Origin of the sequence: Amycolatopsis sp. NPDC089917 (genome assembly GCF_040684635.1) — a bacterium.
Lineage (GTDB): Bacteria > Actinomycetota > Actinomycetes > Mycobacteriales > Pseudonocardiaceae > Amycolatopsis.
In genome coordinates, this window is sequence record NZ_JBFBGL010000069.1 from 1 (window position 1) to 12,182 (window position 12,182).

The 12,182-nt window shown below is 69.7% G+C and carries 9 protein-coding genes; 4 read left to right on the top strand and 5 right to left on the bottom strand.

All coding sequences use genetic code 11. The features are described 5' to 3' along the window. Positions 1-131 precede the first annotated feature (131 nt). A complete protein-coding gene (purL, locus tag AB0N89_RS34195; RefSeq protein ID WP_364213636.1) occupies positions 132-2,414 on the bottom strand; it encodes a phosphoribosylformylglycinamidine synthase subunit PurL in 2,283 nt (760 codons plus the stop codon). 119 nt (positions 2,415-2,533) lie between these two features. Here purL and AB0N89_RS34200 point away from each other — a divergent pair, with 119 nt between their 5' ends. After that, positions 2,534-4,159: an ABC transporter ATP-binding protein gene (locus tag AB0N89_RS34200; protein WP_364213533.1), complete on the top strand. Its 1,626-nt coding sequence runs from the start codon at positions 2,534-2,536 to the stop codon at positions 4,157-4,159. Then, positions 4,156-5,883 carry an ABC transporter ATP-binding protein gene (locus AB0N89_RS34205; protein ID WP_364213536.1) on the top strand — a complete coding sequence of 576 codons (1,728 nt, stop codon included), beginning with the start codon at positions 4,156-4,158 and terminating at the stop codon, positions 5,881-5,883. The genes AB0N89_RS34200 and AB0N89_RS34205 overlap by 4 nt, the downstream gene beginning before the upstream one ends. A gap of 63 nt (positions 5,884-5,946) precedes the next feature. On the opposite strand, the gene purQ is transcribed toward AB0N89_RS34205, so the two are convergent. Together purQ and purS are read right to left on the bottom strand one after the other, a co-directional pair. Then, entirely contained in the window at positions 5,947-6,624 is a 678-nt protein-coding gene (gene purQ, locus AB0N89_RS34210) for a phosphoribosylformylglycinamidine synthase subunit PurQ (RefSeq protein ID WP_364213539.1), read from the bottom strand. After that, positions 6,621-6,860: a phosphoribosylformylglycinamidine synthase subunit PurS gene (gene purS, locus AB0N89_RS34215; protein ID WP_364213542.1), complete on the bottom strand. Its 240-nt coding sequence runs from the start codon at positions 6,858-6,860 to the stop codon at positions 6,621-6,623. The genes purQ and purS overlap by 4 nt, the downstream gene beginning before the upstream one ends. Before the next feature lie 66 nt (positions 6,861-6,926). Between purS and AB0N89_RS34220 the strand changes: the two genes are divergently transcribed. Both AB0N89_RS34220 and AB0N89_RS34225 read left to right on the top strand, forming a co-directional pair. Further along, entirely contained in the window at positions 6,927-7,715 is a 789-nt protein-coding gene (locus AB0N89_RS34220) for a hypothetical protein (RefSeq protein ID WP_364213545.1), read from the top strand. Between the two features lie 102 nt (positions 7,716-7,817). Beyond that, a complete protein-coding gene (locus AB0N89_RS34225; protein WP_364213548.1) occupies positions 7,818-9,398 on the top strand; it encodes a GMC family oxidoreductase N-terminal domain-containing protein in 1,581 nt (526 codons plus the stop codon). A gap of 80 nt (positions 9,399-9,478) precedes the next feature. Here AB0N89_RS34225 and AB0N89_RS34230 read toward each other — a convergent pair whose 3' ends face one another. Together AB0N89_RS34230 and AB0N89_RS34235 are read right to left on the bottom strand one after the other, a co-directional pair. Further along, positions 9,479-10,981: an aldehyde dehydrogenase family protein gene (locus AB0N89_RS34230; protein WP_364213551.1), complete on the bottom strand. Its 1,503-nt coding sequence runs from the start codon at positions 10,979-10,981 to the stop codon at positions 9,479-9,481. A gap of 33 nt (positions 10,982-11,014) precedes the next feature. Then, the gene (locus AB0N89_RS34235; protein ID WP_364213554.1) at positions 11,015-12,157 is read right to left on the bottom strand and encodes an MFS transporter; all 1,143 of its coding nucleotides are present in this window, start codon (positions 12,155-12,157) and stop codon (positions 11,015-11,017) included. Positions 12,158-12,182: the final 25 nt, after the last annotated feature.

Sequence of the window (12,182 nt, forward strand, 5' to 3'; positions counted from 1 at the left end):
CCTCGACAGATCAGTACGCTACCAACGACTGACCAAACAGAAACTGTTCACGAAGTCCTGAAACACATCTGTTCACGAAGTCCTGAAACATGACACGACGTCAGAACGACACTTACCACTCACGACAGCCGTCAGTCGAACAGCGCGGGGAGCGTCTTCTCCCAGGTTTCGCGGAGCTCGTCCAGCGTGAACTCCGTGATGCCCTGGAGTTCCAGCGAGCCCGACTCCGGGTCCACCACACCGGTCTTGCGCCACGGCAGGCCGCGCGCGGTGAGCATCTCGGTGAACCGCAGTTCCTCGGTACGCGGCACGGCGACCAGCACCCGGCCCGCGGATTCGGAGAACAGCTGCACGAACGGGTCCTGCTCAGAGTCGAGGAAGACGCGGGCGCCGCACTGTCCGATGAGGACGGTCTCGACGAGCGTCTGGATCAGGCCGCCGTCGGAGACGTCGTGCGCGGCGGAGATCATGCCGTCGCGCGAACCGGCGATGAGGATGTCGGCGAGCAGCTTCTCGCGCGCCAGATCCACGCGAGGCGGGCGTCCGCCGAGGTGGCCGTGCAGTTCGCGCGCCCAGGCGGAACCGTCCAGCTCGTCGTGGGTCTCGCCCAGCAGCAGCAGGGTTTCCCCGGCCTCCGCGCCGATCCCGGTCGGGATGCGGCGGGTGACGTCGTCGATCACGCCGAGCACGCCGACCACCGGCGTCGGCAGGATCGCCACGTCACCGGTCTGATTGAAGAAGCTGACGTTGCCGCCGGTGACCGGGATGCCGAGCTCGACGCAGCCGTCGGCGAGACCGTGGACGGCCCGCTCGAACTGCCACATCACACCCGGGTCGGTCGGCGCGCCGAAGTTCAGGCAGTCCGACACCGCGACCGGCTTCGCGCCGCTGGTGGCGACGTTGCGGTACGCCTCGGCCAGCGCGAGCTTCGCGCCCTCGTACGGGTCGAGGTAGACGAACTTGCTGTTGCAGTCGGTCGAGACGGCCACGCCGCGGCCGGTCGACTCGTCGATCCGGATGACACCGGAGTCCGACGGCTGCGCGGACACGGTGTTGCCGCGCACGTAGCGGTCGTACTGGGAGGTCACCCATTCCTTCGACGCCTGGTTCGGCGACGAGATCAGCTTGAGCACGTCGGCGCGCAGTTCGTCCGAAGTGGACGGACGCGGCAGCTTGTCCGAGGTGTCGGCCTGCAGGGCGTCCTGTGTGGACGGTCGCTGGATCGGCCGGTCGTACACCGGACCCTGGTGCGCCACGGTGTGCGCCGGGACGTCGACGACGACCTCGTCGTTCCAGGTGATGACCAGGTGCTCGCCGTCGGTGACCTCGCCGATGTCCGTGGCGATGACGTCCCACTTCTCGCAGACCTTCAGGAACGCCTCGACGTTCTCCGGCGCGACGACCGCGCACATGCGCTCCTGCGACTCGCTGGAGAGCACCTCCGCCGGGGTCATCCCGGTGGCGCGCAACGGAACCCGGTCGAGGTAGATGTGCATGCCGCCGTCACCGGCGGCCGCGAGCTCCGACGTCGCGCAGGAGAGCCCGGCGCCGCCGAGATCCTGGATGCCGACGACGAGCTTCTGCGCGAACAGTTCGAGGCAGCACTCGATGAGCACCTTCTCGGTGAACGGGTCGCCGACCTGGACGCTGGGCAGCTTCTTGCGGCCGCCCGAGCTTTCGTCACCCGAGAACGTGTCGCTCGCTAGCACGGACACACCGCCGATCCCGTCGAGGCCGGTGCGCGCGCCGAACAGGATGATCTTGTTGCCCTTGCCGGAGGCGAAGGCCAGGTGCAGGTCCTCGACGCGCATCGCGCCCACGCACAGGGCGTTGACCAGCGGGTTTCCGGAGTAGCTCTGGTCGAACACGAGCTCGCCGCCGATGTTCGGCAGGCCGAGGCAGTTGCCGTAGCCGCCGACGCCGGCGACCACACCGGGCAGCACACGGCGGGTGTCGGGCGCGTCCGCCGGGCCGAAGCGCAGCGCGTCCGCCACCGCGAGCGGGCGCGCGCCCATCGCCATGATGTCGCGCACGATGCCGCCGACGCCGGTCGCGGCGCCCTGGTACGGCTCCACGTAGGACGGGTGGTTGTGGCTCTCGACCTTGAAGGTGACCGCCCAGCCCTCGCCGATGTCGACGACGCCCGCGTTCTCGCCGATGCCGGCGAGCATCTTCTCCTTCATCTCGGGAGTGGCGGTCTCGCCGAAGTAGCGCAGGTGCTTCTTCGAGGACTTGTACGAGCAGTGCTCGCTCCACATCACCGAGTACATCGCCAGTTCGGCGTCGGTCGGACGGCGGCCGAGGATCTCCCGGATCCGGGCGTACTCGTCGTCGGCGAGGCCGAGCTCGACATACGGCTGGGTCTGCTCGGGGGTCGCCTCGGCGTGTTGAGTGGTGTCAACGGTGCTGGTCACGGTGTCCGCATCAGGGTTCGCCACGGCCCCAAGAATAGGCGAGGGGTCTGTTCACCCTGCTTTCACCCACGGATAAATCGGTCGCGCCCGCGACGGTGATCCGCTTACCGTCGACAATCGTGCTTTCCGCCACATATCCCCTTCCGCGACTGCGGCTGCCCGCCAAGCCGACCGCCTGGCGGTACCTGGTCGCGATGATGCTCGCGCGGCCGGGACTGCTCGTCGTCTCGGCGATCAGCGGCGCGCTGTGGTCGTTGCCGATCGCCCTGCTGCCGGTCGCGATCGGCCGCGGCATCGACGCGATCGGCCGCGGTGACGGCGACTCCGTCTGGCTGTGGGGCCTCGCGGCCGCCGGGCTCGGGATCGCGCAGACGCTCGCGGGCACGGTGCAGCACTTCGCGTCCTACGGCTGCTGGATCCACGGTGCCGGGGTCACCCAGCGCCTGGCCACCGAGCACGCCGCGAAACTGGGCGCGAACCTGCGGGACACGACCACCACCGGTGACGTCGTCGCGATCACCACCAGCGACATCAACCCGATCGGGGACTCCTTCGAGGTGCTCGGCCGGGCCTTCGGTTCGCTGATCGCGTTCGTCGTGTGCGCGACGGCGCTGCTGACGACGTCCCCGCTGCTCGGCGTGGTCGCGCTGGTCGGCGTGCCGCTGGCGGTGGTCGGCATCGGCCCGCTGCTGAAGCCGCTGGAGAAGCGCCAGACCAAGCAGCGCGAGGAGCGGACCGACGTCAACGCGCTGGCCGCGGACATCGTCTCCGGCCTGCGGATCCTTCGCGGCGTCGGCGGCGAGAAGCAGTTCCTCGACCGCTTCCGCCGCTCCAGCCAGCGGGTCCGGACGGCCGGTGTCCAGGTCGGCCGCAGCGAGGCGTGGCTTTCGGCCGCGGAGGTCGCGCTGCCGGGACTGGTCACGGTGGTGATCACCTGGCTGGGCGCGCAGCTGGCGATGAACGGCACCATCGGCGTCGGCGAGCTGATCACGTTCTACGGCGTCTCGGTGTTCCTCGTGGTCCCGGTGACGACGGCGACCGAGTTCGCGGGCGTGCTGAGCGCCGCGCTGGTTTCGGCGCGGAAGGTGTGCAAACTGCTGTCCACCGAGCGCACCCTCGCCGAACCGGAGAACCCGCTGCCGCTGCCGGATGGCCCGCTGGACCTGTACGACGAGACGTCCGGGATCAGGGCCGGGGCCGGGAAGCTGACCGTCATCGACGTCGGGGCCGACGCCGAGGCGGTGGCGTCGCGGATGGCGCGGTTCACCGACCCGGACGAACCCGCGCTCGCCGGCGGGGTCCCGGTGGACCGGGTCGCGCTCGACGAGCTGCGGCGCCGGGTGGTCTACGCGCACAACCAGGACATCTGGTTCTCCGGGGTGCTGCGCGAGCAGGTCGCCCCCGCCGAATCCGGCGACGTCGAGATCGCCGAAGCGCTGTGCGCGGCGGACGCCGAGGACATCGTGGACGCGCTGCCGAACGGCGTCGACGAGGTGATCGGCGAACGCGGACGTGAGGTCTCCGGTGGTCAGCGGCAGCGGCTGAACCTGGCCCGCGCGCTGGCGACCGACGCCGACGTCCTGCTGCTCGACGAGCCGACCTCGGCCGTCGACGCGCATACCGAAGCCCGCATAACCGAACGCGTCGCGAAGCTGCGGCGCGGCAAGACCACCGTCGTGTTCAGTCAGAGTCCACTGTGGACGCATGTGGCCGACGAGGTCGTGAGTACGAAAGTGCCCGCATGAAGAAGCTGCCGCTGGCAGACCGGAAAGACGTTCGACGATGGATAAGGGAGACCGCGCGGGACAACAAGCGCGAGTTCTCCGTGATGCTCGGGCTGTTCTGCGTCGCGACCGCGATCGGGCTGGCCGGGCCGCGGCTGCTGGGCGCGCTGGTGGACCAGGTCGTCGAAGGCACGACGATCACCACGATCACGCTCCTGGCGATCGCGTTCGTGGTCGTGCTGGGCGCGCAGGCCTGGTTCAAGGGGCTGGCGCGGCTGCGCGCGCGGGTGTTCGGCGAGCGGATCCTGGCGAACAACCGCGAGGAGTTCGTCGGGAACGCGCTGAACCTGCCGCTCGGGACGGTCGAGGCGGCGGGCACCGGTGACCTGCTCAGCCGGGCGACCACCGACGTCAGCCGTATCGACCACGCGGTGCGGTTCGGCGCGCCGGAGATCCTGATCGCCGCCGTCACCGTGGTGTTCACGGTGGTGGCGATGGTGCTCACGTCGCCGTTCCTGGCGCTGGGCCTGCTGGTCGCGCTGCCGCTGCTGGTGCCGGTGAACCTCTGGTACCAGCGGCGGGTGCCGGACGTGATGCGGCGGATGCTGGACCGGTGGGCCGAGTTGCAGTCCACCACGCACGAGACCGCCGAGGGCGCGCGGACGGCCGAGGCGCTGAACCTGACCGGCCGCCGGATCCGGGCCGGGAACGACGGTCTCGACGCGGCGATGCTGGGCGAGCGCAGGATCCGAGCGCTGCAGATGCGGTGGATCCCGTCGCTGGAGATCAGCTACGTGCTGCCGGTGCCGGTGATGCTCGGGCTGGGCCTGCTCGCCTACTCGAACGGCTGGGAAGGGCTCGGCACGATCACCGCGATGCTGCTGTATTCGCAGGTCATGACGGGTCCGCTGAACGAGGCGCTGTTCTGGCTCGCGGACATGCAGGTCGCCGGGGCCTCACTGCGGCGGCTGCTGGGCGTGCGGTCCGCTCCGTCTTCGGGTGAGACCTCGGAGGCTCCGCGCGGCCAGGACATCGAGGTCCGCGACGTGCGTTTCGGCTACAACGCGGAGCGCGAAGTGCTGCACGGGATCGACCTGCGGGTGCCCGCCGGTGAGCGGCTGGCGATCGTCGGGCCGTCCGGGGCCGGCAAGTCGACGCTGGGACGGCTGCTGGCCGGGATGTCCGCGCCGACGTCGGGTTCGGTGCGGATCGGCGGGGCCGAGGTGTCGACGCTGCCGGACGACGTCCTGCGCGGCGAGGTCCTGCTGCTGACCCAGGAACAGCACGTCTTCTCGGGGACGCTGCGGGACAACCTCACGCTGCCCGCCGGGGACTGGACCGACTCCCGGTTGCTCGACGCGCTGGCTTCGGTCGGCGCTTCGGAGTGGGTGGCGACCCTGCCGGACGGGCTGGACACGAAGGTCGGGGCCGGGGCGGTCGCCGTCCCGGCGGCGATGGCGCAGCAGCTGGCGCTGGCGCGGGTGGTGCTGGCCGACCCGCACACGCTGGTGCTGGACGAGGCGACGTCACTGCTGGACACGGGCTCGGCGCGGGAGCTGGAGAAGTCGTTGAGCGCGGTGCTGGAGGGGCGGACGGTGATCGCGATCGCGCACCGGCTGCACACGGCGGCCGCGGCGGACCGGGTCGCCGTCATCGAGGGCGGCCGGGTGACCGAGCTGGGTTCGCACGCTGAGCTGCTTGCCGCCGGTGGGCCTTACTCGGCCCTGGTGGCCGCTGCCTCTTGAGATGTCATGAAAGGGTCGTTCAGGACGAAAGATGTCCTGAACGACCCTTTCATGACACTTGGGTCAGGCGGAGACGAGCGCGTCCACGGCGCTGTAGAACATGCCGAGGCCGTCATCGGAAGGCCCGGTCAGGGCGTCGATGGCGTGCTCCGGGTGCGGCATGAGCCCGACGACGCGGCCGTTCTCGCTGCGGATCCCGGCGATGTCGTTGCGCGAGCCGTTCGGGTTGCCGCCGACGTAGCGGAACACCACGCGGCCCTCACCCTCCAGCTCGTCGAGGGTGGCCTGCTCGGCGACGAAGCAACCGTCGATGTTCTTCATCGGGACGATGATCTCGGCGCCCTTGTCGTACCGGGTGGTCCACGCGGTGTCGTTGTTCTCGACGCGCAGCCACTGGTCGCGGCAGATGAAGTGCAGGCCCGCGTTGCGGATCATCGCGCCCGGCAGCAGCCCTGCCTCGCACAGGATCTGGAAGCCGTTGCAGATGCCCAGCACCGGCATGCCCTTGCGGGCGGCCTCGATCACCGAGGTCATCACCGGCGCGAACCGGGCGATGACGCCGGCGCGCAGGTAGTCGCCGTAGGAGAAGCCACCGGGGACGACGACGGCGTCGACGCCCTTGAGGTCCTCGTCCGCGTGCCACAGCGGGACAGCCTCGGCGTCGGCGTAACGGACCGCGCGGGCCGCGTCACCGTCGTCGAGCGTGCCGGGGAAGGTGATGACCCCGATACGGGCGCTCACGCGTCAACCCGCTTGATGGTCCACTGCTCGATGACCGGGTTCGCGAGGAATCCTTCGGCGATCTTTTCGAGCGTCTCGTCGTCGACGGAGTCGTCGACCTCGATCTCGAAGTGCTTGCCCTGACGGATCCCGGTGATCCCGGTGAAGCCGAGACGACCGGCCGCACGGAGCGCGGCTTGGCCCTGCGGGTCGAGGATTTCGGGCTTGGGCATGACGTCGACGACGACTCGGGCCACGGCAGGCTGCTCCTTATTCACGCAGGTCGTGGGTACCGCCCGAGCCTACTTCACTACGGTTGCCGCATGACCTACGGGCAACCGCAGTACGGGTACACCCCTCCGCCGAAGAAGTCGAAGGCCTGGCTGTGGATCACGCTGACGCTGGTCGTGGTCCTGATCGCGGGTGGTGTCGCGTTCACCGGGTTCGTCACGCCGGGGTTCTTCAAGTCCGAGTCCGACACCACTTCGCGCGCGACGCCGGAGCAGCTGAGCCAGTCGTTCGTGAACGGCGTCGGCGAAGACCGCGTCAGTGAGCTCTGGTGCACGATCCGCTCGAAGCGGTCCTACACGTTCGAGCAACTGATGGCCGTCTCCGAAGGCGCACAGCTCAGCACGCCCGCGCACCAGCGTGCGGCGCAGGAGTACTCGGCCGCGTTCACCACCGGGGGTCAGACCGTCGGGATCGCGATGATCCCCGGCGAAGGCGGCTGGTGCGTGCGTGACGCCAAGATCGGCGGCGAGCCCGAGCCGCTTCCGAGCGTCGAAACGCGCCCGGCGCCGCGCCCCGGCGTCAAGACCGGGGAAGAGGCGGGCGCCAAGTTCGTCGACGCGATCAACGCGCGCGACATCCCGGCGGCGTTGTCCGTGCTGTGCGAAAAGGTGCCCGACACGACCCGCGAAGGCGTCCAGCAGATCATCCACGGCGAAGCCCGCTACACCGTCGCGAAGACCGACGTGCTGACCACCGCGAAGCAGACGATCCTGCACCTCGACGGCGAGATCGACGGCAGCCGGGCACCGGGCCGGGTGGAGACCTCGGACGACGGCGAAGGCGGCCCTTGCGTGGCTTCGTTCGCCCCCGACTCCGACTGAGCTCGCACCGATCCTTCGACTGGGGGATGCTCGGAGCGCGGCGTTGGGCCAAGATGAGCCCATTGGCGGGGCGTCAACACCGGGCGAGCAGCAGGAGGCACCGTGGCCGATCAGGACTCCTTCGACTACGTGATCGTCGGCGCGGGCAGCGCGGGATGCGTACTGGCGAACCGGCTGAGCGAGGATCCGTCCGCGCGGGTGCTCCTGCTCGAAGCGGGCGGCGAGGACGACGCCGACGAGATCCACATCCCCGCCGCGTTCCCCGGTCTGTTCAAGACCAAATACGACTGGAACTACGAGACGGTCGAGCAGAAGCACACCGGCAACACGCTGTACTGGCCGCGGGGGAAGACGCTCGGCGGCTGTTCGTCGATCAACGCGATGATCTACATCCGCGGCAACCGCGCCGATTACGACGGCTGGCGCGACGCGCACGGCGCCGAGGGCTGGGGTTTCGACGACGTCCTGCCCTACTTCAAGCGGGCGGAAGGGAATCAGCGGCTCGGCGGGCCGCTGCACGGCACCGACGGGCCGCTGAATGTCGAAGACCGGCGCTTCACCCACGAGCTTTCGCACGCCTGGGTGGATTCCGCGGTCGCCTGGGGCCTCAAGCGCACCGACGACTTCAACGGCGCGTCCCAGGAAGGCGCCGGCGTCTACCAGGTGACGTGCAAGAAGGGCCGTCGCTGGTCGACGGCCGACGCGTACCTGCGGCCCGCGCTGACCCGCCCGAACCTCACCGTGCGGACCCACGCGCAGGCCACCCGCGTGGTCTTCGAAGGCACCCGCGCGGTCGGTGTGTCCTATTTGGACAAAGGTGTCGAGACGACGGTCCGCGCGTCGGCCGAAGTCCTCCTGAGCGGCGGCGCGGTGAACTCGCCGCAGCTGCTGATGCTGTCCGGCGTCGGTCCGGCGGAACACCTGCGGGAACACGGGATCGACGTCGTGGCCGCGCTTCCCGGCGTCGGTGACAACCTGCACGACCACCCGGCCTGCGGGATCATCTGGTCGACCCGCGGCAGCACGGACCTGGTGGACGCGGCGACGCCGGGCGGCCTGGTGCGCTACCAGCTCACCAAACGCGGTCCACTGGCCTCGAACATCGGCGAGGCGGGCGCGTTCTTCCCCGCCGCGGACGGTGTCTCGCCGCCGGACATGCAGATCCACGTCGCGCCGACGTTGTTCTACGACAACGGGATGCGCGAGCCGACGACGCCGGGCTTCACCTCCGCGGCGACACTGGTCGACGTCGCGAGCCGGGGGCGGTTGCGGCTGAAGTCGGGCAATCCCTTGTGGAAACCCGAAATCGACCCGGCTTACTACGCGGAGTCCGTGGACATGGAGAAGATGCTGGCCGGGATGCGCGCCCTGGTGGAGATCGGGAAGTCCGGTCCGCTGGCGCGATATCTGGACAAGCCCTTCCTGCCGGAGCGCCACGACCTGACCGACAGCGAACTGGCCGACTACGTGCGCGAGAAGACGCAGACGCTGTACCACCCCGTGGGGACCTGCTCGATGGGGACGGGAGAGAACGCCGTCGTCGACCCGTCGCTGAAGGTGCGCGGGGTGGACGGGCTGCGGGTGGTGGACGCGTCGGTGATGCCCGTGGTGCCGCGGGGGAACACGAACGCGCCGACGATCATGGTCGCGGAAAAGGCGGCGGATCTCATCCGGGGCGAGTAGCGCTCGGATGTCATGAAAGGGTCGTTCCTGACGAAAAACGTCAGGAACGACCCTTTCATGACATCCGCGAGGCGGGCGGGTCAGCGTTTCCCGTGCAGGACGGTGATCAGCTTCGCCACCAGAGCGTCGGTCTTTTCCTTGCGGGAGAACGAAGTCAGCACGATCGGCGCGGTGAACCGCTGGCGCGCGACAGCCTTCGGGCGGGCGAACTCGCGCAGGCCTTCCGGACCGTGGATCCGGCCGAAGCCCGAATCGCCGACGCCGCCGAAGGGCAGCGAAGCGATACCGGCGAAGGAAAGCGGCGCGTTGATCGACGTCATGCCGGTGCGCAGGCGGGCGGCCAGTTCGAGGCCGCGCGACTTCGAGAACACCGTCGAACCGAGTCCGTACTTCGTGTCGTTGGCCTTCTCGACGGCCTCGTCCATGTCGCGGACCTTGGCGATGGTGACGGTCGGGCCGAACGTCTCCTCCTTGACCGCGCTGGAGTCCTCCGGCACGTCGACCAGCACCGTCGGCTGGACGTAGCGGTCGCCGACCGCGTCGACGCCGCCGACCAGCGCCTTGCCGCCGCGCTCGATGGCATCCGCGATGTGGCGCTTGATCACCGCGAGCTGCGAAGGCATCGTCACCGGGCCGTACTGCGCGGCCTCGTCCGAACCGGCGCGCACGTCCTTCGACTTCTCGACGACCTTCGCGACGAACTCGTCGTGCACACGCTCGTGGACGTACACGCGCTCGACGCCGATGCAGGTCTGGCCCGAGTTGGAGAACGCGCCCCACACGGTCGCGTCGGCGGCGGCTTCGAGGTCGGCGTCGGCGTCGACCAGGACCGCGTCCTTGCCGCCCGCCTCGATGATCACCGGCGTCAGCGTCTCGGCGGCCGCGGCCATGATCTTCTTGCCGGTTCCGGTCGAACCGGTGAAGGCGATCTTGTCGACGTTGGCGCCGACGAGGGCCGCGCCCGTCTCGCCGAATCCGGTGATCAGCTGGAGCACCGGCCACTCGGGGACGACCTCGTTGAAGGCGTCGACCAGCCATTTCCCGACGCCGGGCGTGTACTCGCTCGGCTTGAAGACGACGGTGTTGCCGGCGGCGAGGGCGTAGGCGATGGAGCCGAGCGGGGTGAACACGGGGTAGTTCCAGGGGCCGATCACGCCGACGACGCCGAGCGGCTGGTACTCGACCGTCGCCGCCTGGTTCGACATCATCAGCCCGGCCGCGCGGCGCTGCTTGCCGAGGATCTTGCGCGCGTTCTTGCCCGCCCATGCGATGTGCTCGATGGCGAGGACGCTCTCCAGCTGCGCGTCGGCGATGGGCTTGCCGGTCTCGTCGCGGACGACCTGGCACAGCTGCGGCAGCCTGCGGGTGATGACGCCCTTCCAGCGGCGCAGCCGCTCGGCGCGACCGTCGTAGCCGAGCCCGGCCCACCATTCGGCGGCGTCCTTCGCGCGGGCGACGGCGGCGCGGACGTCCTCCCTCGTGTGCACCGGGTAGGTGCCGACGACCTCGTCGGTCGCCGGGCTGAGGGAATCGAAGGTCTCCCCCACGCTGTGCGCGGTCGGCTTCGGCTGGACTGCGGTCATCGACTTCTCCCGTGTCTCGGCTCAAAGCCCAGGCTACGACGTTACTGACGGCGTGCCAATAGCTCGCCTGGGGCGTGCCACCAGCATTACACAGGAGACGAGAGCCGCAAGGACTCCGAGAAGCGGGGCCAGCCAGATCGGCAGCGCTCCGATCGCCAGCGAGCCCAGCCCGAACCCTGAGGCCTGCACGGTGAAAGCCAGCGAGAAGCCTTCCGAGCGACGACGTTCCGGCAGCAGTTTCTGCAGGTTGACCGACGAAACGGCCATCAGCGGGCCAGTGCAGAGCCCGATCAGCGCGACCCCGGCGAGCAGTCCGGCCCAGCCGAATCCGGCCGAAACCACGATCCCGCCGAGCACGAAACCCGCCAGGAACAGCCGCGGATCACCGACCTTCCCCCGCGCGGCGTAGAGCGCGCTCCCGGTGATGCTGGCGGCGCACAGCACGACGATGACGATCGCCGTCGCCGAATCGGGGGCGCCGAGGCGCTGCACGAGCGGCAGCAAGCCGACCTCGATGGACGACAGCAAGAGCCCCACGGTGAACAAGCCCATCAGCCACGGAACACAAGCGGCGACGGGGATCTTCTGCCGCTCGACTGTCCCTTGTGGATCACGGGTGACGGTCCGCCTCGGCACGAGCAGGGCCGCGAGCAGGGCGACGACGGCCATCGCGAGCACCGGGACGACCGGGCCGGACGTCGCCAGGAGCGCCACCAGCAGCGGTCCGCCGACGATGACGCCTTCCATGATCATCGCGTCGACCGAAACGGCGCGCGGCAGTTCGTCTTCGGTCACGGTCGCGGCGAGCAGCGTCCGGAAGCCGCCGTTCAGCCCGCCCGCGACCAGGCCCGGCGGGATCGCCAGCGCGAGCAGCACCAGGTCCGGGACGCCGGCCGAGGCGACCGCCGCCAGCAGGAACAGTCCCGCGGCGACCAGCGGCAGCAGGACGACGAGACCGCGCGCGGGGCCGACGCGGTCGAGCAGGCGTCCGGTCGGCACGGCGCCGACCATCTCGGCGGCGACGAAGACGGCCATCATGATCCCGCCGAGCCGGTACGAACCGGTCGTCGCGGTGGTCAGCACGGTGAAGGCCAGCGGCGCCATAGTGGCGGGCAGCCGGTTCAGCTGAACCCCCGCCGACCAGCGCCAATACCCGGAATTGCGGAGCAACGTCATGTCAGGAGACGCTGCCGGAGCGACC

What these genes read in the sequence shown, in the direction of transcription:
- AB0N89_RS34220 (WP_364213545.1), top strand. Translation starts at nt 6,927, where the DNA reads ATGACCTACGGGCAACCGCAGTACGGGTACACCCCTCCGCCGAAGAAG.
- AB0N89_RS34205 (WP_364213536.1), top strand. Translation starts at nt 4,156, where the DNA reads ATGAAGAAGCTGCCGCTGGCAGACCGGAAAGACGTTCGACGATGGATA.
- AB0N89_RS34235 (WP_364213554.1), bottom strand. Translation starts at nt 12,157, where the DNA reads ATGACGTTGCTCCGCAATTCCGGGTATTGGCGCTGGTCGGCGGGGGTT.
- AB0N89_RS34230 (WP_364213551.1), bottom strand. Translation starts at nt 10,981, where the DNA reads ATGACCGCAGTCCAGCCGAAGCCGACCGCGCACAGCGTGGGGGAGACC.